Source organism: Pseudoduganella sp. jia 12, assembly GCF_055502675.1.
In genome coordinates this window covers 94,321-115,577 of record NZ_JBUXKP010000013.1, presented here as the reverse complement: position 1 = coordinate 115,577, position 21,257 = coordinate 94,321, and the positions used below count along the sequence as shown (strand labels likewise).

18 protein-coding genes are annotated in these 21,257 nt (G+C 65.2%); all 18 read right to left on the bottom strand.

Translation table 11 applies throughout. The features are described 5' to 3' along the window. Positions 1-79: 79 nt before the first annotated feature. The 18 genes from purF to ACY65G_RS25355 all read right to left on the bottom strand — a co-directional run bounded on the left by purF (position 80) and on the right by ACY65G_RS25355 (position 21,152). Complete coding sequence (gene purF, locus ACY65G_RS25440) at positions 80-1,600, bottom strand: amidophosphoribosyltransferase (protein ID WP_465000072.1); 1,521 nt, start codon at positions 1,598-1,600, stop codon at positions 80-82. A 39-nt stretch (positions 1,601-1,639) separates the two neighbouring features. Further along, positions 1,640-2,143, bottom strand: coding sequence for a CvpA family protein (locus ACY65G_RS25435; protein WP_465000071.1), 504 nt, complete (start codon positions 2,141-2,143; stop codon positions 1,640-1,642). Positions 2,144-2,163: 20 nt separating this feature from the next. Next, on the bottom strand, positions 2,164-3,144 hold the full coding sequence (locus tag ACY65G_RS25430) for an SPOR domain-containing protein (protein WP_465000070.1): 981 nt from the start codon (positions 3,142-3,144) through the stop codon (positions 2,164-2,166). Between the two features lie 7 nt (positions 3,145-3,151). After that, a complete protein-coding gene (gene folC / locus ACY65G_RS25425) occupies positions 3,152-4,438 on the bottom strand; it encodes a bifunctional tetrahydrofolate synthase/dihydrofolate synthase (RefSeq protein ID WP_465000069.1) in 1,287 nt (428 codons plus the stop codon). A gap of 149 nt (positions 4,439-4,587) precedes the next feature. Then, a complete protein-coding gene (gene accD / locus ACY65G_RS25420) occupies positions 4,588-5,460 on the bottom strand; it encodes an acetyl-CoA carboxylase, carboxyltransferase subunit beta (RefSeq protein ID WP_465000068.1) in 873 nt (290 codons plus the stop codon). 204 nt (positions 5,461-5,664) lie between these two features. After that, positions 5,665-6,462 carry a tryptophan synthase subunit alpha gene (gene trpA / locus ACY65G_RS25415; protein WP_465000067.1) on the bottom strand — a complete coding sequence of 266 codons (798 nt, stop codon included), beginning with the start codon at positions 6,460-6,462 and terminating at the stop codon, positions 5,665-5,667. Positions 6,463-6,581: 119 nt separating this feature from the next. Continuing rightward, on the bottom strand, positions 6,582-7,844 hold the full coding sequence (gene trpB / locus ACY65G_RS25410) for a tryptophan synthase subunit beta (protein ID WP_465000066.1): 1,263 nt from the start codon (positions 7,842-7,844) through the stop codon (positions 6,582-6,584). Positions 7,845-7,915: 71 nt separating this feature from the next. Next, positions 7,916-8,602 (bottom strand): phosphoribosylanthranilate isomerase, encoded by a 687-nt coding sequence (locus tag ACY65G_RS25405; RefSeq protein WP_465000065.1) that lies wholly within the window; start codon positions 8,600-8,602, stop codon positions 7,916-7,918. Between the two features lie 17 nt (positions 8,603-8,619). After that, positions 8,620-9,444 (bottom strand): tRNA pseudouridine(38-40) synthase TruA, encoded by an 825-nt coding sequence (gene truA / locus ACY65G_RS25400; RefSeq protein WP_465000064.1) that lies wholly within the window; start codon positions 9,442-9,444, stop codon positions 8,620-8,622. 91 nt (positions 9,445-9,535) lie between these two features. Beyond that, the gene (locus tag ACY65G_RS25395; RefSeq protein ID WP_465000063.1) at positions 9,536-12,346 is read right to left on the bottom strand and encodes a motility hub landmark protein FimV; all 2,811 of its coding nucleotides are present in this window, start codon (positions 12,344-12,346) and stop codon (positions 9,536-9,538) included. 142 nt (positions 12,347-12,488) lie between these two features. Continuing rightward, positions 12,489-13,229 (bottom strand): PEP-CTERM sorting domain-containing protein, encoded by a 741-nt coding sequence (locus ACY65G_RS25390; protein WP_465000062.1) that lies wholly within the window; start codon positions 13,227-13,229, stop codon positions 12,489-12,491. 178 nt (positions 13,230-13,407) lie between these two features. Next, entirely contained in the window at positions 13,408-14,535 is a 1,128-nt protein-coding gene (gene asd / locus ACY65G_RS25385) for an aspartate-semialdehyde dehydrogenase (RefSeq protein ID WP_465000061.1), read from the bottom strand. Between the two features lie 68 nt (positions 14,536-14,603). Beyond that, positions 14,604-15,677, bottom strand: coding sequence for a 3-isopropylmalate dehydrogenase (leuB, locus tag ACY65G_RS25380; RefSeq protein WP_465000060.1), 1,074 nt, complete (start codon positions 15,675-15,677; stop codon positions 14,604-14,606). Between the two features lie 17 nt (positions 15,678-15,694). Next, the gene (gene leuD, locus ACY65G_RS25375; RefSeq protein ID WP_465000059.1) at positions 15,695-16,342 is read right to left on the bottom strand and encodes a 3-isopropylmalate dehydratase small subunit; all 648 of its coding nucleotides are present in this window, start codon (positions 16,340-16,342) and stop codon (positions 15,695-15,697) included. A 42-nt stretch (positions 16,343-16,384) separates the two neighbouring features. Next, entirely contained in the window at positions 16,385-16,507 is a 123-nt protein-coding gene (locus ACY65G_RS25370; RefSeq protein WP_465000058.1) for an entericidin A/B family lipoprotein, read from the bottom strand. Between the two features lie 112 nt (positions 16,508-16,619). Next, positions 16,620-18,023 (bottom strand): 3-isopropylmalate dehydratase large subunit, encoded by a 1,404-nt coding sequence (gene leuC, locus ACY65G_RS25365; protein WP_465000169.1) that lies wholly within the window; start codon positions 18,021-18,023, stop codon positions 16,620-16,622. Positions 18,024-18,378: 355 nt separating this feature from the next. Continuing rightward, positions 18,379-20,313: a chemotaxis protein CheA gene (locus ACY65G_RS25360; RefSeq protein WP_465000057.1), complete on the bottom strand. Its 1,935-nt coding sequence runs from the start codon at positions 20,311-20,313 to the stop codon at positions 18,379-18,381. Next, positions 20,313-21,152 (bottom strand): protein phosphatase CheZ, encoded by an 840-nt coding sequence (locus ACY65G_RS25355; RefSeq protein WP_465000056.1) that lies wholly within the window; start codon positions 21,150-21,152, stop codon positions 20,313-20,315. The genes ACY65G_RS25360 and ACY65G_RS25355 overlap by 1 nt, the downstream gene beginning before the upstream one ends. Positions 21,153-21,257: the final 105 nt, after the last annotated feature.

Genomic DNA, 21,257 nt, shown 5'->3' with positions numbered 1-21,257 from the left:
AAACCGGGGTCTGACCCCGGTTTTGGGAAACGTTCCAAGATTTCGGGCAATAAAAAGGGCTCCGCGAGGAGCCCGTGATTTACGCTTCGGTCATGGCCGCATTCAGGTTCAGGTGGTTGCGCGCGGCGTCCTCGACTTTTTCTTTCGGATTGTGGCGCGCTTGCTCGATGCGGTCCAGATAATCGGCCGAGATGTCGCCCGTGATGTACTTGCCATCGAAGCACGACGCTTCAAAGCTCGTCAGTGCGGGATTGACGTCCGAGATCGACCTTTTCAGGTCTTCCAGGTCCTGGTAGACCAGCGCGTCGGCCGTGATTTCCTTGCACACTTCCTCGACGGTGCGGCCGTGGGCGATCAGTTCGTCGCGGGTCGGCATGTCGATGCCGTACACGTTCGGGTACAGCACCGGCGGCGCGGCGGAAGCAAAGATCACTTTCTTCGCGCCGGAGTCGCGCGCCATCTGCACGATCTCGCGGCTGGTGGTGCCGCGCACGATCGAGTCGTCGACCAGCAGCACGTTCTTGCCCTTGAATTCGTCGCCGATGGCGTTCAGCTTCTGGCGCACGGACTTCTTGCGCAGTGCCTGGCCCGGCATGATGAAGGTGCGGCCGATGTAGCGGTTCTTGATGAAGCCTTCGCGGTATTCCTTGCCGAGGCGCAGCGCCAGCTGGATCGCGGCCGGACGCGACGAGTCGGGAATCGGCATGACGACGTCGATATCGTCCGCCAGGCCTTCGCGCTTGATCTTCTCGGCCAGGTATTCGCCCATCTTCAGGCGGGTGCTGTAGACGGAGGCGCCGTCGATCACGGAATCGGGCCGGGCCAGGTACACGTACTCGAACACACACGGGTTCAGCGACGGATTGTCGGCGCAGATGCGGGCATGCAGCTTGTTGTCGGCATCGACGAACACGGCTTCGCCCGGCTCCACGTCGCGCACGAAGCGGAAGCCGGCGCCTTCGAGCGCCACGGATTCCGACGCCAGCATGTATTCGGTGCCGTGCTCGGTTTCATTGATGCCCAGGCACAGCGGACGGATGCCGTGCGGATCGCGGAAGCCCAGCAGGCCGACATCGGCGATCTGCGCCACGGCCGCATAGCCGCCCTGCACGCGGCGGTTCAGTACCGTGACGGCGTCGAACAGCGTGCCCGCATCCAGCGAATAACCGGTGGTGGCGCGCATGATCTCGTGCGCCAGCACGTTCAGCAGCACTTCCGAATCGGAGTCCGTGTTGATGTGGCGGCGGTCGTTCTTGAACATCTCGGTCTTGAGCTGTTCCCAGTTGGTCAGGTTGCCGTTGTGCGCCAGCGTGATGCCGAACGGTGCATTGACATAGAACGGTTGCGCTTCCTCTTCCGACGACGAGCCGGCCGTCGGGTAGCGGCAGTGGCCGATGCCCGAATTGCCCATCAGCGAACGCATGTTCCGTGTACGGAACACGTCGCGCACGAGGCCATTGGCCTTGTGCATCGAGAACATGCTGCTGTGATTCGTTGCGATACCGGCCGCATCCTGGCCGCGATGCTGCAACAGCAGCAGCGCGTCATACAGCAGCTGGTTGACAGGTTGATGGGAAACGACGCCGACAATGCCACACATATTGTGCTCCTGAACAGGGTGCTGCTTGAGTAAGAAATTCTAAAATTGCACGTGCTGCGCCACGGCAGCGGGAAGGAACGGTTTCACGGTGCGCACGCCCGTTTCCGCATAGGGGGAGAACAGTGCCTCCCGCCAGAAGTACTGCTGCGGGATCGACGTCATGCCACACAATATGACGCCCGCCAGCACGATTACAAGCCCGCGCCCCAGCCCGAACAGCCCCCCGAGGCCGCGGTCGGCCAGCGACATGCCACCGGCCTCGACAAGGGCCGACACGGCCATCGACAGCAAGCCCATCAGGATGCGCACGCCGATGAAGAGTGCCAGGAACGCGACGATCAGCCGCACGACCTCGCCGGGGATCGCTGGCGGCAGCATGGCGGCCAGTTCGGCGGCATAGGCGTTGGCAATCACAAAGGCCACGACCCAGCCCAGCAGCGACAGCATTTCCTTCATCAGGCCGCGCAGCAGGCTGACAAGGGTCGACGTGCCCAGCACGAACAGCACCACGTAGTCAAAGATCGTTACAGCGGGAATCGTCACGGCAGCGCCACAGCGTCACGTCAGGCCGGGCTCAGGCTGCCCGACAGGCCGATCTTCTGCAGCCTGGCCTTGGCCTTTTCCGCTTCCTCGCGGCTACCGAACGGCCCCACCTTCACGCGGGTCAATTCGCCCGACGGCGATTTCTGCGTGAACGACTTGATGCCCGCATCGCGCAGCCTGCCCTGCAATTCCTCGACCTTGTCCTTCGCGGCCAGTGCGGCCACCTGGATCACGAAGCGCCCCGAGTCGGCCGGGGCCGGCGCGGCCTTGCCCTCCAGCAGCGCCAATGCGCGCGCGGCGTCATCCGTTTTCGGAACGGGCTTCGCTTCGGGCTTCGGGTCAGGCTTCGATTCGGGCTTCTTCGGTTCCGGTTTGGCTTCGGCCACTTTCTTCGGCTCCGGCTTCGGCTTCGGCTCGTGCCAGCTTTCCACCTTCGGCTCGTGCTTCGGTTCGGGCTTGTGCTCGGCCAGCTTCGGCACTTCGGCCCTGGGCTCGACCTTCGGCAGCGGGCGCGGCGGCGGCGAGACCACCGGCGTGTTGTCTTCCGGCTCGACGATTTCCTCGCTCTGGTCGAGCGCTTCGGCCTGCGCCGTCTTGGCGTCGATGGCGGCATCGGCGGCGGCCTCCGCCACGGCATCGGCGGCCGGCTCGGCATCGGCCTTCAGGCTGTCGGGCTTGTCCTTCGGAGGGATCTGGATCGCGATGTCGTTCGCCAGCGGCTTGGGCTCGGAGTCGAGCACCATCGGCAGGCCGATCGCCACGGCCAGGGCCAGCGCGATCGCACCGACCAGGCGGCGGCGCGCGCGCTTCTTTTCGGGCAGCACGGGGTCCGCCGCTTCCTTGCGGACACGGGTGCGGGGCGCCCCGGTGCCCGCGTCGGCGGACGAGGCACGCTTGGAGCGGGCTCGCTCCGTGATGGCGCGGTCATCCGCGGCCCGGTAGTAGCCGCTGTCTTCTGGGGACTGCTGCTTGTTTTTGCCGAATTTCGAGAACAAGCCCATGTATCAATCAGTGGAGGGAGGATTTGCGGGCGGCCATGACACCAGCCACCGTCAGGAACGAGCCAAAGACCACAATTCTATCATTCTCGCCCGCCCGGCTCATTGCATTTGCAAAAGCTTGTGCAGGCGTATCGAAGACATTGACGGTTTTTTCATGTGGATCGGGCACGGTAGCCTGCACTTTCGCAGCCAGTTCCGACGCGGACGCGGCGCGCGGCGACGGCAGCGTGGCCAGGCACCAGTGGTCGATCGAGCCGCCGATGGCCTTGATGACGCCATCGATATCCTTGTCGTGCATGGAGCCGAACACGGCGAACGTGTACGGGTGATAGCCCATATTGCCCAGGTTCTGGTTCAATGCCGACGCCGCATGCGGGTTGTGCGCCACATCGAGGATCACGCTGGGGCGGCCCGGCAGCACCTGGAAGCGGCCCGGCAGCTCGACGGTGACGAGGCCGTGCCGCACCTCCTGCGCGCCGACCGGCAGCTCGTTGCGCAGCACTTCCAGCGCGGCCAGCGCGGCCGATGCGTTCAGCAGCTGGTTGGCGCCGCGCAGGCTCGGGTAAGCCAGCGCGTTGCGGCGCTGGCCACGGCCACCGTAATTCCATTGCTGCTTGTCGCCCGAATAGTTGAAGTCGCGGCCCATCAGCCACAGGTCCGCGCCGATCGCATTCGCGTGGTCGACCAGCGCCTGCGGCGGCACCGGGTCGCTGCAGATCGCCGCCTTGCCCGGCCGGAAGATGCCGGCCTTTTCAAAGCCGATCTGCTCGCGCGTGCCGCCCAGGTAGTCGACGTGGTCGATGTCCACCGACGTGACGATGCTGACATCGGCATCGACGATATTGACGGCATCGAGCCGGCCGCCCAGGCCCACTTCGAGGATGGCCACGTCCAGCTGCGACTTGCTCATCAGGTGCATGATCGCCAGCGTGGTGAACTCGAAATACGTCAGCGGCGTGTCGCCACGCACGGCCTCGACGGCATCGAACGCTTCGACCAGCATGGCATCGGAGGCCAGGTCGCCATTCACGCGGGCACGTTCGTTGAAGTCCAGGAAGTGCGGCTTGATGTACAGCCCGACGCGGTAGCCCGCGCGCAGCAGGATCGATTCCAGCATCGCGCAGGTGGACCCCTTGCCGTTGGTGCCGGCCACCATGATCACCGGGCAGGTGAATTGCAGCTGCAGGCGCTCCTTGACGGCGCGGACGCGGTCGAGGCCCATGTTGATGACGGTTTCGGCGTGGCGCGATTCAAGCAGCGCGAGCCATTCTGGCAGGGTGGTCGGGGTTGACATGTCGGTTGGAGAAAAGCGGAGGGATTAGCGCAAAGACGTGATTCTAGCGCACGACATGAAACGGGGCCGGGTCTTGCGGACCCGGCCCCGTTTCATGTCGTGCCGCGTTGCCGCGGCAGTGTCAGGCGACGACGATCATGCCGGCATTTTCATGCCAGCACTTCAGCGGCCTGGTTCTGCAGCAGTGCCAGCAGGCGCGCGATTTCCTCGCGCATCTTGCGACGGTCGACGATCATGTCGATCGCGCCCTTGGTGAGCAGGAATTCGCTGCGCTGGAAGCCTTCCGGCAGCTTTTCGCGCACCGTGTTCTCGATCACGCGCGGGCCGGCAAAGCCGATCAGCGCCTTCGGCTCGGCCATCACCACGTCGCCCATGAAGGCGAACGACGCGGACACGCCGCCCATCGTGGGATCGGTCAGCACGCTGATGAACGGCAGCTTCTTTTCGGACAGCTTGGTCAGCATCGACGTGGTCTTGGCCATCTGCATCAGCGACAGCAGGCCTTCCTGCATGCGCGCGCCGCCGGTGGCGGTGATGCAGATGAACGGCACTTTCTGTTCGAGCGCCACCTGGGCCGCGCGGGCGAAGCGTTCGCCGACGACGGAACCCATCGAACCACCCATGAATTCGAATTCGAAGCACGCCACGACGACCGGCAGGCTCATGATCGAACCGCCCAGGCACACCATCGCATCGGTCTCGCCGGTCGCTTCCAGCGCCTGCTTCAGGCGATCCGGGTATTTCTTGCTGTCCTTGAACTTCAGCGTATCGACGGGCAGCGTTTCCTGGCCGATTTCATAGCGGCCGCCAGCGTCGAGCAGCGCATCGAGGCGCTCGCGGGCACGGATGCGCATGTGGTGGTCGCACTTCGGACACACATGCAGGTTCGACTCCAGGTCGGTACGGTACAGGACGGCCTCGCAGGAGGGGCACTTCACCCACAGGCCCTCGGGCATCGTCTTGCGAGCGGCAGCCTCCGAGCGCTGGATGCGCGGAGGAAGCAGTTTTTCCAACCAGCTCATATTTTCTCCTGTTGCTCTAACTTAGGGGCGAAGTGTAGCCGTTTATGCCTGTCGTGTCGAACATTCAACTTTGGCAATTTTCCGCACGCACGTCTGATTTTTTGCGGTGTGGAAGACATACTGCCGAGCCCGTGTTGCCGGGCAATAGCCCGGCTGCCAGGCAGTCGGATCATGGTCCGACAACACGGGCTGGACTTTAGTGGCTTATTCGTCGAGCGCCTTGCGAATGCCGGCGACGAATGCCTGTACGGCGGCCGGAGCCTGCTCCGGCTCGGCGGCTTCGATTTCCTGGATGATCCGGCTGCCGATGACGACGGCATCGGCCACGCCGGCCAGTGCTTTCGCCGTGGCGGCGTCGCGGATGCCGAAGCCCACGCCGATGGGCAGGCTGACATGCTGGCGGATCGCGGCGATGCGCTCGGCCACCTGGGCGGTATCGATGTTGCCCGCACCGGTCACGCCCTTCAGCGACACGTAGTACGAGAAACCGCTGCCCACCTTGGCCACCTGCGCGATGCGCGCCTCGGTCGACGTGGGCGCCAGCAGGAAGATCAGGTCGAGGCCGGCTGAACGCATCCTGGCGGCGAACGCCTCGCACTCCTCGGGCGGGTAGTCGACGACGATCGCGCCATCGGCACCCACCGCCCGGGATTGCTCGACGAATTCGTCCACGCCGATGCGCTCGATCGGGTTGGCGTAGCCCATCAGCACGACAGGCGTGTGCTGGTTGGTCTTGCGGAATTCGCGCACGTACTCGAACACGTGGCGGATGCCCACGCCATGCACGAGCGCGCGCTCGCAGGCGCGCTGGATGACAGGGCCTTCGGCCATCGGGTCGGAAAACGGCACGCCGAGTTCCAGCACGTCCGCGCCGCCCGCCACCAGGGCGTGCAGCAGCGGCACCGTCGATGCGGGCGATGGATCGCCTGCGGTAATGAAGGTCACGAGACCGGTCTTGTTTTGCGCTTTCAGCGCGGCGAAAGTCTGGGCGATACGGGACATGGTTGTTCTCTGCTTGAAGACCCCGACGGCAGGCGCTGGGGTCGGACCCGGCGGGTCCGACCCCGACCCGCCGTGGGGTTGGAATTGACGATAGCGACGCTTGGAAAAAGGTGCGGCGATCAGCCGAACTTGAGTCCCATGCGCTCGGCCACGGTGTGCATGTCCTTGTCGCCGCGGCCGGACAGGTTGGCCAGCACGATCTTGTCCTTCGGCAGCGTGGCGGCCAGCTTGGCGGCATACGCAAGCGCGTGCGACGATTCCAGCGCGGGGATGATGCCTTCGATGTGGCAGCAGTCGTGGAATGCGCTCAGCGCTTCCTCGTCGGTGATCGACACGTATTGTGCGCGGCCGGAATCCTTCAGCCAGGCGTGCTCCGGACCCACGCCGGGATAGTCGAGGCCGGCGGAGACGGAGTGCGTTTCGATGATCTGGCCGTCGTCGCTCTGCAGCAGGTAGGTGCGGTTGCCGTGCAGGACGCCCGGATAGCCCTTCGTCAGCGAAGCGGCGTGCTTGTCCGTATCGAGGCCCTCGCCCGCCGCTTCCACGCCGATCAGCTGCGTTTCCTTCTGGTCGATGTAGGGATAGAAAATACCCATCGCGTTCGACCCGCCGCCGATGCAGGCCAGCACGTAGTCGGGCTGGCGGCCCGTCATCTCCGGCATCTGCACGAGGCACTCCTCGCCGATCACGGACTGGAAGTCGCGCACGAGCATCGGGTACGGGTGCGGGCCGGCCACGGTGCCGATGATGTAGAACGTGTTTTCGATGTTGGTGACCCAGTCGCGCATGGCTTCGTTCAACGCATCCTTCAGCGTCTTCGAACCGGATTCGACGGGCACGACGGTGGCGCCCAGCAGCTTCATGCGGTAGACGTTCTGCGCCTGGCGCTTGACGTCCTCGGCGCCCATGTAGACGACGCATTCCAGCCCGAAGCGGGCGCAGATCGTCGCCGTGGCCACGCCGTGCTGGCCGGCGCCGGTCTCGGCGATGATGCGCGGCTTGCCCATGCGCTTGGCGAGCAGCGCCTGGCCGATCACGTTGTTGATCTTGTGCGCGCCGGTGTGGTTCAGGTCTTCGCGCTTGAAGTAGATCTGCGCGCCGCCGGCGATCTCGGACCAGCGCTTGGCGTGGTAGATCGGCGAAGGCCGGCCGACGAAGTGCTTCAGCTCGTAGCGGAATTCCTCGAGGAATTCAGGATCCTGGCTGTAGCGGACATAGGCCTCGTTCAGCTCGGCCAGCGCATAGGTCAGCGTTTCGGCGACGAACGAGCCGCCGTACGGGCCGAAGTGGCCGGTGCTGTCGGGCAGCTGGTAATCGGTGGCGTGGAACAGCGGTGCAGCAAGGGAAGCTGTGGGCGAAGATGCGGAAAATTCGGAAGTCATGATGGCGTTCTCTGGTAACGGGGGAACGCCGTCGGCGTACAACTCAGGTGTACACGCTCAGGTGTGCACGCTCATGCGACGTTCCCGGGGGTGGCATCGCCGGCCTTTACCGCGGCAATGAATTGCGCAATCAGGCCGGCATCCTTGATGCCCTTCGCGGCTTCGACGCCGGAACTGACGTCAACCGCCCAAGGGCGAACCTGCGCCACCGCGCCAGTCGCATTTTGCACGCTCAAGCCACCACTCAAAACGGCCCGATGCGCGAGTTCTTCTGGAATGAGAGACCAATCGAAAACCTTTCCTGCGCCGCCATAGGCATCGACATAGGTGTCGAACAGAAGCCCGGCAAACTGGGCGGCATGAGACCGCGACGAGGCGCGGCATTGTGCCTCGTATTCTAGCAGCTCGGCGCCGGTCGTGGACGGTTTTACCCGGAACACGCGCAGGAACGGGCGGTTCACGGCAGCCGCGGCCGCGGCGCACGCCTCGATTGTTTCATCGCCGTGGAACTGCAGCAACCCCACGGGGGCGACCCGCACGATATCCGCCACGTCATCCGCCGGCACGTTGACGAACAGCCCGACGGCAGTGACGAACGGCGGCAAGGTGGCGATCAGCTCGGCCGCGCGCTGCGGCGTCACGTAGCGCGGACTCTTCGGATAGAACACGAAGCCGATCGCATCGGCCCCGGCGGCCACGGCGGCGGCCAGGTCTTCTTCGCGGGTCAGGCCGCAGATCTTGATGCGGGTACGGTGCATGGTCATGTTCGACAATCTCAGAATGCGGGAAGGATGCGCGGGGATTCCTGCGGCAAGCCCCATTTGCCGTCGTACTCGATCTGCGCCAGGTACAGGCCGTCCGGCATGAACGTGGGCGCGGCGAGCGTGCGGTTGCGCCCTTCCAGCAATTCGCCCAGCCATTCCGGCTTTTCGCGGCCCTGGCCGATGTAGACGAGCGAACCGACCAGGTTGCGCACCATGTGGTGCAGGAAGGCGCTGGCCCGCAACGTGAACAGGATCATGTCGCCATGCTGTTCGATGCCGATCTCGTACATGTCCTTGACCGGCGTTTTCGCCTGGCAGCCGGCGGCGCGGAACGCGGAAAAATCATGCCGGCCGAGCAGCGGGTGGACCGCTGCGCGCATGCGCTCGACATCCAGCGGGCGATGGCAGAAGCCGGCGCGGCCGGACAGCAGCGGCGCGCGCACGGCATTGTTGTACAGCAGGTAGTGATACGTGCGCGAGCGGGCCGAGAAGCGCGCGTGGAAATCGTGTTCGGGCTGGAATTCGGCATCGCCGAAAGGGACGACTTCGTGCAATTGCTTCGCCCAGCGCACGCCGATCGAATCGGGCAGGAAGGCGTTGATGCCGCGCACCCAGGCATGCGGCTCGCGCTGCAGGCCGGTATCGAAATGGACGACCTGCCCCAGCGCATGCACGCCGGCATCGGTGCGGCCGGCGCAGGTGGTGCCGATGTGGACGCAGGCAAAGCGTTCGATGGCCTGTTCGAGCTTGTCCTGCACGGTCTGGCCATGCGGCTGGACCTGGTAGCCCTGCCAGTCGGCGCCGTTGTACTGGACGCCCAATGCGATGCGTTTCAATGCCTGCCCTGCCTCGGTGAAAGAGCGGGAATTATACGCGCAAGCATATGCGCATGGCCGGCCCCGGGCTGCAAGCCGGGGCCGCTGCCGGTCATCCCAGCTGCGCCAGCATCTGGTTGGCGCGCGCCACCTGCTCGCTGCTGCCGCCGCGCAGTACTTCGTCGAGCAGTTCGCGGGCGCCTTCCTTGTCGCCGATTTCCTGGTAGGCGACAGCCAGGTCGAGCTTGGTATCCATTTCCATCTGCTGCGGGGTCGGTGCAGCGGGAGCTGGCACGGAAGCGGGCTCCGCTTGCGGCGTGGCCGTTTCATCCAGGTCCAGGTCGATGCCGGTCAGGTCGAATTCCGGCGGCGGCGGTGCGGTGGCCGGTGCCGGCGGCAGGTCGGGCAATCCATGGTCCAACTCGTCCAGCGACGGGGCCGGCTCGCCCGGTCGGGCGGTACCCGGCGTGGCGACCGCGGGCGGGGGCACGTCGAAGTCCATCAGGTCGAGTTCGGCCAGCGGGTCGGCGCCCGGCGCGGCGGCCGAGGGTACCGGCGGAGCAGCCTTGTCGTCAGGCAGGTCGAAATCGAAATCCGGCGCAGGTGCCACGGCCGGTTGCGCCGGCTCGGGTGGCAGGTCGAATGCCAGGTCGAGCGGATCGGCCGGGGCGTCCGCGGCCTTGCCGGCTGCATCGTCCGCCGCCTTGGCTTCCTGCGGCGATGCCTCGAGATCCAGGCCGCCCAGGTCGAAGTCCAGGTAATGGTCCGCGTCGCCGGCCTCGTCCGCCCTCGGCTGCGCGGTGCCAGCCTGCCCCGCCGCCGGGGCATCCGGCTGCGCGGTCGCATCGCTGAAATCAAAGTCCCCCAGGCGATCGTCCGCAGCCGGCGCGGGTGGTTCGGCAAAATCGAAATCGAGCGCGTTGACGGCGGTTTCGGGAACCGGCTCCTTGCTCAGGTCGAGATCGAGGCCTTCGTGCGGTGCCGGTTCGGCGGCACGGGCGCGCGCCGCATCGTCCAGCGCGGCGGCGAAATCGCTGCCAGGCGCGGCTGGGCTGGCCGCATCGGCGGCAAGCGCCGCGGCACCCGCCGCGGCCGCGGTGGCGGCAACCGGACCGGCACCATCCTGTGCGCCATACAGCGGATTGTCCGGATCGACCGAACGGCCCAGCGCGGCGGCCTGCGCCCACTCGTCGCCTTGCCCCCTCGTCAGCGCATACAGTTCGTTGGCCTGGACCTCGAAGGCACGCAGGTCATTGCGGTTCGCATAGATTTCCAGCAGCTTCAGCCGCGCCGCGTGCCGTTCCGGGTGCGTGCGCAATGCTTCCTTGAGGATTTCCTCGGCCTGCGCATCGCGGCCATAGGCGATATAGACGTCGGCTTCGGCCACCGGGTCGACTTCGTTCATGTCGAGCTGGCTGGCGGACGGCGCGAAGTTCGAATTGAAGACGCTGTTGCTCGTGTCCACGCTCTGCCCGCCCGGCTCGGCAAACAGCGACTGCGCGCCCGCGTCGGCGGACGGCTCGGCCACGGGCACTTTCTGCGCCACGGTGGCGGGCGCGGCCTTGCGGCGGCGCGCCAGGATCAGCGCGGTACCGCCCAGGATCGCCGCCAGCGCGATACCGAGCGCGGCGATATTGTCCTTGACGGCATCCATGAGGCCGGGTTCCAGGCGTTCCGGCAGCACGACCGCGGCGGGCGGTGGCGCGGCGGGGCGTGCCGGCGCCGGGTTGGCGGCGGGCGCCACCGGCTGCGGCGCGGCCGCGACCGGCGAGCCATTGTTATCCAACTCAGGCACGGCGCCATTCTGCGCATCCGCGCCGGACTGGCTCTTCACTGCCATCAGGTTTTCCAGGTCGCTGACGTTCTTTTCCAGCTCCTTGACGCGCGCGGCGGCATCGGCCACCTGCTGGTCTTTCGCGATCTTGTCCTCGGTACCGGCCTTGCCGGAGGCCTCGCCCGCCTTCGACAGCTTCAGCTGGTCCTGGGCTTCGTTGACGGCGTTCGGCCGTTCCTCGACTTTCGCCGTGATCTTGCCGCCGGCGCTTTGCTGCGGCACCTGGGCCTGGGCCGGCGTGGCCGCTTCGACCTGGCTGGCCAGGCGATTGCGGTAGGCATTGAAGTCGGCCGCGTGCGCGATGACGACGCGGCGCGCTTCGGAACGGTCGGTGCCGCGCACCGCCTCCGTATCCGGCACCGACAGGATCCTGCCCGCCTTCAGGCGATTCATGTTGCGGCCGCTGAACGCCTCGGGGTTGGCGCGATACAGTGCCACCAGCATCATGTCCAGCGACACGTCGGCCGGCTTGATGCCGCTGGCGATGCCGGACAGCGTGTCGCCACGCTTGACGCGGATATCGTCGGCTTCTTCACGGGCGGCCTGTGGGCGCGCCGGCTGAGTGGCCGCCGGTGCAGGGGTGGATGGCGTGGCCGGTGCGCCGGCCTGCGCGGCGGCACGGTTGACGTCGACCGGTGCCGCCACCTGCGGCGATTGCGGGTTGCGCATTTCCGCCGGGTCCAGCAGGAATGTGTATTCTCGGACGAGGCGTCCGTTGGCCCAGGAAAGCTCGAGCAGCATGTCGACGAACGGCTCGTTGACCGGCTGCGCCGAGGTTACGCGGATGAAGCGCCGCCCTTCACGCTGCTCGATATCGAAGCGCAGGTTCAGCAATGCCGGGTTGAATTCGACGTTCGCGGCCTTGAAAGCTTCCAGCGGCGCCAGCTTCACGGCCAGGTCGGTTGCCTCTGCCGGCGTGACGGCCGTCAGCTCGATTTCGGCGCGCAGCGGCTGCCCCAGGGCGGACAGCACGGTGAGCTTGCCGAGGCCGGCGGCATGCGCCGGCGGGAGGATGGCTGCGCCGATGACGGCGCTGGCCAATGCGGACAACGCAAACGAAGCGACCCTGGAGCGTTTATATACGGGCATATTCTTATGGTGTTAAGTTGGCAACGGGCGGCCGGGGCTTGGCCGGACGTCCCAACATAACATCATGCCCGTGAGCATGCAAGCGCTGCTCCCGGAGCGCGCGCCCCCTATGAAAGGCTTGGTTCGTTTCTCGATTCGTTCCTCAAGCGCGGCGCCGCCGCAGCATGCCGCCAGCAAGAACGAGGCCGGTGCCCAGCATCAGATAGCTCGACGGTTCAGGAACCACGCTGACGACGGCCAACGCGCTGGCCGATATCTGCAGTTCGGAAATCAGGTCGTGGCCCGAATCGTTCACGAACTCGACCTGGAACCAGTCATCGAATGCCGTGCCGCCGCCGGGGTTGTACGTCGACAGCATCCTGGAATAGAGGCTGGGCGTGCCATCGTCGGAAGGCGTGAAGCGCACCGATACACCCGCCGCGCTGTTCTGCCCCGGCACCGGGGTGCCAATGGCAAGCGCCCCGGTGGCGTGGCCGGTGAAGATCAGTTTGGTTCGGGGACTCAGTATGTAGACGGCCTCCCAGAGGCCAACCGCCTGATAGATGCCGGCCTCGCCGATACTGCCGGACGCACCCATCGTGTCGCCACTGAACCAGGCCGTGGCCTGGGCGCTGCCGGCGACCTGCGATGACGACACCAGTTCGCCTGCGCTGCTGGGCTGTTCGTCATTGCTTTGTTCGTCGCCATAGAGCGCGGCGACGCTGGTCGCGGCAACCCGCCTGTTGATGGGGAAGGCGATGGAGGGCGCGATGCCATCGGCTGGATCCAGGTCGACCAGCTGGTAACGGTAATCGGAGAGGGATGCCTGCGCAGTCGAGTCCTGCGCGAGCGCGTTGCCGAACAATACTGCCAGGACGGACCCGGCAACGAGCGCGCGTTTCATGTCGGGCCTCGCTTGTCATTGTGATCATTCAGCCTAGCAGGCTTTCGATCGCCTGGCGAGGCCGGATATGCTTGCATACAACTTGTATGCGTAACGCAACGCATTGCATGGTGCGAGCCGGAGTGTCGACGCAAAAAAACCGGGCTCGCGGCCCGGTTTTTGCATGCCAATCTGCGGATTACTTGTCCAGCACGATGCGCAGCATGCGGCGCAGCGGCTCGGCCGCGCCCCACAGCAACTGGTCGCCGACGGTGAACGCGGAGATGTATTCCGGGCCCATCGACAACTTGCGCACGCGGCCGACCGGGATCGTCAGGCTGCCAGTCACGGCGGCCGGCGTCAGGTCGCGCACGGAAGCTTCGCGCGTGTTCGGCACGAACTTCACCCACTGGTTGTCGTTGGCGATGATGTCGTTGATCTCGTCCAGCGGCACATCCTTGTTCAGCTTGATGGTCAGTGCCTGCGAGTGGCAGCGCATCGCGCCGATGCGCACGCACAGGCCATCCACCGGGATCGCTTTCGTGGCGAAACCTTCGCCGCGGCCGAGGATCTTGTTGGTCTCGGCGCCGCCCTTCCACTCTTCCTTCGACTGGCCGTTGTTCAGGTCCTTGTCGATCCAGGGGATCAGGTTGCCGGCCAGCGGCACGCCGAACTGCTTGGTTTCCTCGGCCGACAGGCCATGCTGCGTGGCCAGCACCTGGCGATCGATTTCCAGGATGGCCGAAGCCGGATTGTCCAGCAGCGGCTTCACGGCGGCATTGATCGTGCCGAACTGGGTCAGCAGCTCGCGCATGTGCTGCGCGCCGCCGCCCGAAGCGGCCTGGTACGTCATCGACGTCATCCAGTCCACCAGGTTGGCCTTGAACAGGCCGCCCAGGCCCATCAGCATGCACGACACGGTGCAATTGCCACCGATAAAGTTCTTCACGCCCTTCGTCATCGCATCCTTGATGACGTTCAGGTTGACCGGATCGAGCACGATGACCGAATCCTTGTCCATGCGCAGCGTGGATGCCGCGTCGATCCAGTAGCCGTTCCAGCCAGCCGCGCGCAGCTTGGGGAACACTTCGCTCGTGTAGTCGCCGCCCTGGCAGGAGATGATGATCTCGCAGCGCTTCAGTTCGTCGATATCGGTGGCGTCCTTCAGCGTGGTTTCGTTCTTCGCCATTGCCGGGGCCTTGCCGCCCGTGTTCGACGTGGAGAAGAAGACCGGCTCGATGTGCTCGAAATCGCCCTCTTCCTGCATGCGCTGCATCAGCACGGAACCGACCATGCCGCGCCAGCCTACCAGACCTACTAATTTCATATCGTTACCCTCGGATGTTTTGGATGTTTTAGTGGAACGCGCCAGCGGCACGTTCCGTGTACAAGTGTTTATTTCGCCAGTGCCTTGACGACGGCGTCGCCCATCTGCTCGGTGCCCACTTTCGTGGTGCCTTCCTCGTGGATGTCGGCGGTGCGCAGGCCCTGGGCCAGCACGGCCTTGACGGCGTTGTCGATGCGGTCGGCCTGTTCGGCGCGGCCCAGCGAGAAGCGCAGCATCATCGCGGCGGACAGGATCGTGGCCAGCGGATTGGCGATGCCCTTGCCGGCGATGTCGGGCGCGGAGCCGTGCGACGGTTCGTACAGGCCCTTGTTGTTCGCATCCAGCGAGGCCGAAGGCAGCATGCCGATCGAGCCGGTCAGCATCGCGGCGGCATCGGACAGGATATCGCCAAACATGTTGCCGGTAACGATCACGTCGAACTTCTTCGGCGCGCGCACCAGCTGCATCGCGGCGTTGTCGACATACATGTGGTCCAGCGCCACGTCCGGATATTCCTTGTGCACATCGGTGACGATGTCTTTCCAGAACTGGAACGTTTCCAGCACGTTGGCCTTGTCCACGCTGGTCAGGCGCTTGTCGCGCTTTTGCGCGGCCTGGAACGCCACGTGGGCGATGCGGCGGATTTCACCCTCGGCATAGCGCATGGTGTCGAAGCCTTCGCGCTGGCCCTTGAACGGGCCGTCCGGGCATTCGCGCACGCCGCGCGGCTGGCCGAAATAGATATCGCCGGTCAGTTCGCGGATGATCAGGATATCCAGGCCCGACACCACCTCGGGCTTCAGCGTGGAAGCGCCGGCCAGTTCCGGATACAGGATCGCCGGACGCAGGTTGGCGAACAGGCCCAGGTTCTTGCGCAGGCCGAGGATGGCCTGTTCGGGACGCAGCGGACGGTCCAGCGTGTCGTACTTCCAGTCGCCGACGGCGCCGAACAGCACGGCATCGGCCGCCTTGGCCAGTGCCAGCGTGGCTTCCGGCAGCGGGTGGCCGGCCGCTTCGTAGCCGGCACCGCCGACCGGCGCGGTTTCCAGTTCGAACTTCTCGTCGAGTGCGTTCAGCACCTTGACAGCCTGGGCGACGATCTCCGGGCCGATGCCGTCGCCCGGCAGGATTGCGATTTTCATTTGTTATTTACCCGTTTTCAGATCGAGTTGGCCAGCCAGGGCTGGCTTGCCAGATGCCGCTCCTCGAACGCGCGGATCGTATCCGCGTGGCGCAGCGTGAGGCCAATATCGTCGAGGCCGTTCATCAGGCAATATTTGCGGAAGGCGTCGACCTCGAAGGGGTAGGAGATCTTGCCGTCCTGGGAGCGGATGACTTGCTGCTCAAGGTCCACCACCAGGCGGTAGCCGGGGAAGGCCTTGACTTCGTCGAACAGATGATCGATCTGCGCTTCGGATAAGACGACCGGCAGCACGCCGTTCTTGAAGCAATTGTTAAAGAAGATGTCGGCAAAACTGGGCGCCAGGATGGCGCGGAAGCCATATTGTTCCAGGGCCCACGGTGCGTGTTCGCGCGAGGAGCCGCAGCCGAAGTTCTTGCGCGTAAGGAGAATCGACGCGCCCTGGTAGCGGGGCTGGTTCAGCACGAAGTCGGGATTGACCGGACGTTTCGCGTTATCCATGCCGGGCTCGCCGTGATCCAGGTAGCGCCATTCGTCGAACAGGTTGGGGCCGAAGCCCGTGCGGCGGATCGATTTCAGGAACTGCTTCGGGATGATGGCGTCGGTATCGACGTTCGAGCGGTCGAGCGGGGCGACGAGGCCCTCGTAAATCGTAAATTTGTCCATGCTGCTCTTTCGGTTGCGCACGGCACCTGGCCGTGCTGCGTGTTATTTTCTGCCGGCGCCTTCGACGGCCTGGCCGACCTTCTGCACATCCTTGCCGAAGCCGGCAACCGTGTTGCAGCCGGTGAGGACGATGGTGGCGAGGGCGATGGCGAACAGGGTTTTCATGGTTCTGACTTCTTGTGAAAGTTTGGGTAGCGCTTGCTTTCACCCCAACCGCAAATACTGGGGTCAGACCCGGCGGGTCTGCCCCCGGACTCTGCCGTTGGGGTCGATCAGGTCAGCGGATCGCGCGGATGTCGACGAAATGGCCGGCGATACCGGCCGCGGCTGCCATGGCCGGCGAGACCAGGTGGGTGCGCCCGCCCTGGCCCTGGCGGCCTTCGAAGTTACGGTTCGACGTGGAAGCGCAGCGCTCGCCCGGCTCCAGCCGGTCGGCGTTCATGGCCAGGCACATCGAGCAGCCCGGCTCGCGCCATTCGAAGCCTGCGGCCCTGAAGATCGTGTCCAGTCCTTCCCGCTCGGCCTGTTCCTTGACGAGGCCGGAGCCCGGCACCACCATCGCCAGTTTCACGTTCGAGGCGCGCTGCTTGCCGCGCACGACGGCGGCGGCGGCGCGCAGGTCTTCGATGCGCGAGTTGGTGCAGGAGCCGATGAACACCTTGTCGATGCGGATATCCTCGATCGCCGTGTTCGGCTTCAGGTTCATGTAGACCAGCGCCTTTTCCATCGCCTCGCGCTTGACCGGGTCTCTTTCCTGGTCGGGATCGGGCACGCGGCCGTCGACCGGCACGACCATCTCGGGCGAAGTGCCCCAGGTGACCTGCGGCTTGATCTCGGCGGCATCGAGGGTGACGACCATGTCGAACTTCGCGCCCGGTTCGGTGTGCAGGGTGCGCCAGTACTCGACGGCGCGTTCCCAGTGCGGGCCCGCCGGTGCGAAGGGGCGGCCCTTCACGTAATTGATCGTGGTGTCGTCGACGCCGACCATGCCGGCACGCGCGCCCGCTTCGATCGCCATGTTACAGACCGTCATGCGGCCTTCCATCGACAGCGCGCGGATCGCGGAACCGCCGAACTCGATCGCGTAGCCGGTGCCGCCGGCCGTGCCGATCTTGCCGATGATGGCCAGCACGATATCCTTGGCGGTCACGCCGGGCAGCAGTTCGCCGTCGACCTGCACCAGCATGGCTTTGGACTTTTTCGCCAGCAGCGTCTGCGTTGCCAGCACGTGCTCGACTTCGGAAGTGCCGATGCCGTGCGCCAGGGCGCCGAAGGCGCCGTGGGTGGACGTGTGCGAATCGCCGCAAACGACGGTCATGCCGGGCAGCGTGGCACCCTGCTCCGGGCCGATCACGTGGACGATGCCCTGGCGCTTGTCGTTCATGTTGAAGTACGTGACGCCGTACTCCTTGGTGTTGTTGTCCAGCGTTTCCACCTGCAGGCGGGAAACAGGATCCTCGATACCGTGCGAGCGGTCGGTGGTGGGCACGTTGTGGTCTGCCACCGCCAGGTTGGCGGACAGGCGCCACAGAGAGCGGTTGGCTGCGCGCAGGCCGTCGAAGGCTTGCGGGCTGGTGACTTCATGCACGAGGTGGCGATCGATGTACAGGATGGCGGTGCCGTCGTCCTCCGTGCGCACCACATGCGATTCCCAGAGTTTGTCGTAAAGCGTCTTCATAATGCTGCTTGCTGCCTGTGTGTAGAAAGTTCCGTTTTGATTATGCCACAGTTTGTGCGCTGCAAAACAAGCCGACTTTCCGCCTCGTGGGCCGCGGTCCCTTGCATTTCCCTGCTGCGCGCCTAGGGCGCCGATGCTGCAAATTGTTGCTCCGAAAATGGCGGTCCGGCGAACCGGCGAACCGGCAGACCCTATTTTCGAGGAAACATTTCTCAAAACCGGGGTCTGACCCCGGATTCAGGAAATGTTGCGCAAAATTGGGGTCTGACCCCGGTTCAAAGCAATATTTTAGTTTAGAAAGCGAAAAAGCCTGCGATTGCGGTCGCAGGCTTTTCGGGTGATTTGCTTGGCGAACTGTCTATGCTGCCATGCGCACGCTGCTCCTGCAACCATCCATCAGGAACGATAGGCCCACGACGAGCACCAGCTCGCCCTCGGCCGAGCGCGCGGTACCGGTCACGCCTTCGACGGTCAGCGCCGTCATCGGCTTGATCACCAGGTCGGCGGTGCCGTCGACGGCGCCCACGGCCAGGATATATGGCTGTGGCGCGTTGATGACGATACCCACGCGTTCGGCGGACAATTCGTAGCCCAGCGCATTGGCCAGCGAACGCACCGGCAACGGACGGCCCTGGTCCTTCATCACGGGCGCGCCGCCCACTTCGTTGAACGTTTCCGGCAGTTCCACCACGCGCTCGACGACGGCCATCGGCAGCGCCAGCAGCGCGCCGGAGGTCGATACCAGCATCGTCGGCACGATCGACAGTTCGATCGGCAGGCGGATCGCGAACTTGGTGCCCTTGCCCAGCGCGGATTCGATGTGGATCGCGCCGCGGTTCTTCTCCACGGCGGTCTTCACCACGTCCATGCCCACGCCCCGGCCGGAAACCGACGACGCCACTTCCTTCGTCGAGAAGCCCGGCAGGAAGACCAGCTGGTACGACTCGTCGTCCGTCATGTTCGCGGTCGGCGAGATCAGGCCCTTCTCGCCGGCCTTGCGGCGCAGCGCGGCCGGGTCCATGCCCTTGCCGTCGTCCTGCAGCACGATCATTACGCTGTTGGCTTCCTGCCACGCTTTCAGCAGGATCGTTGCTTTCGGGTTCTTGCCGGCGGCCACGCGGGCGTCCGGGCCTTCCACACCATGGTCGAGGGCGTTGCGCAGCATGTGCACGAGCGGGTCGTACAGGCTGTCGACGACGACGCGGTCCACTTCCGTTTCCGCGCCCTCGATGACCAGTTCGACTTCCTTGCCCAGGTCTTTCGCCAGTTCGCGCACCAGGCGCGGGAATTTCTGGAACAGGCGGCCGACCGGCTGCATGCGGGTCGCCAGCGTGGCGCGCTGCAGCTCCGTGGAATAGCGCGACGCGCGCTCCAGCGTTTCGGTCAGGGCCGACATCAGCGTGGCGGCCTGGCCTTCGAACTTGAACTGTTGCAGGCGTTCCAGCAGCACGGCGGCCTGGTTGGCGGCCTGCACGGATTCGCCAGCCACTTCCAGCAGCGCGTCCAGCTTGACCGCGTCGATCCGGATGCTTTCCTCTTTCGCGGGCGCGGCATGGGCAGGCTTGCCCTCGTCGCGGCGCTCGACGCCATCCCATTTCTTCCCGGTGCCGGGTGCGACATCGGCGGCAGGCGCGGCGGCAGGCGCCGGGGCGGCCGGTGCTTCGGCCGCAGGCGCCACGGGAGCGCCAACGGCGGCGGTGACGGAGGCAGGAGCTGGCGCAGCAGCATGCACGGGTGCGCCGGCGGGACGGTTGTACGTCCCCGGAGGCACCACCGCCTCGTACATCGATTCCCAGTCCAGGCCATCGGCCGAGGGCGCGCGCGGCGCCGCCACGGCTGGTGCCGGCGCTGGTGCTGCCACGGGTGCCGGCGCAGGGGCGGCTTTCGCCGCCGGCTTGGCCGAGCTTTCCTTGCCCTCGATCGCTTCGTTGAGGATCGCTTCCAGGTCGGCCGGCATCGGCCCCATGCTTTCCGGCGAAGCACCGTTGTTCAGTTCCGCCAGCTGGTCGGCCACGAAGCCGGACGCCTGCAGCGCCGCTTCGATCGACAGCGGCGTGACGGGCGCGGCGCCGGTGCGCAGCGCATCGAACAGGTTTTCCGTCAGGTGGCAGGCGGACACGAGCGCACCGAGATTCATGAAGCCCGCGCCACCCTTGATGGTGTGGAACGAACGGAACACGGCGTTCAGCGTTTCCTTGTTCTGCGGATCGCGTTCGAGATGCAGCAGGTGCTCCTCGACATTGACCGCCAAGTCCATCGCCTCAACGACGAACTCCTTGAGCATATCGTCCATCAGAACCCCAGATCGGCAAGCAGGTCGTCCACATTGTCCTGGTTCAGCGCCACGGACGGAGCCGACGGCCCACTCATCAGCGACACTTCCAGGGCCTCTTTCTGCGCGATCAGCTCGCGCTTGTCAGGCGGCGCATTGTCTTTCAACAATTGAGCCAGCTCCGACTCGACCGTCTTGGTGATGATCACCACTTTCTTGATCAGCTGGCCCGTGATGTCCTGGAAGTCCTGCGCCATCATGATTTCCAGCAGGCGCGCCTTTTCGGCTTCGGTGGCTTCGGACACGGCTTGCGCAAATGCGCGCGAATCGCCGGCCAGCGTCTTGAATTCTTCAATGCTGAGCTTGCCATCGAACAGTGCGGCCCAGCGGTCTTCCATTTCCTTCGACTTCTTTGACAGCACGTCCTGTGCCGGCATGCCATCGTCCAGCGTGTTCAATACCTTGTTGGCAGCCTGTTCGGTCAGCGAGGCCACGTATTCCAGGCGGTCCTGCGCATCCACGATCTGGCTCGAGGCCTCCGTCAATGCCTTGTCGTAGCCCAGTTCGCGCAGCGAGTCGTGCAGCAGGCGGACGATGCCGCCCAGGCGTTCGAACATGGTGCCGTCCTGCTGGCCTTCCTCGGCGGCCGGAGCATCGGCCGCCTGCGCGGCGGCGGGAGCCGACGGTGCAGGTGCGGGGGCGGTGCGGGTCGAGGCGACCTCGTCGAACAGGCTTTCCAGGTCGTCATCGGCAGCGCCAGCGGCCGGCGCGGGGGCCGGAGCCGGTGCCGGGGTGGCGTTGGCACGCTGCGCGGACACTTCCTCAAATAATGCGTCGAAATCATCAGCGGCGTCGGTCATATCCCTGCTTCTCCATAATCAAAAAATGCTTTCGTATCAACTGCCTAAGGGTCCTGAGTGATGACGCTCGGCAATATTCACGCACTTCCGCGAGTGTAGCAGGGG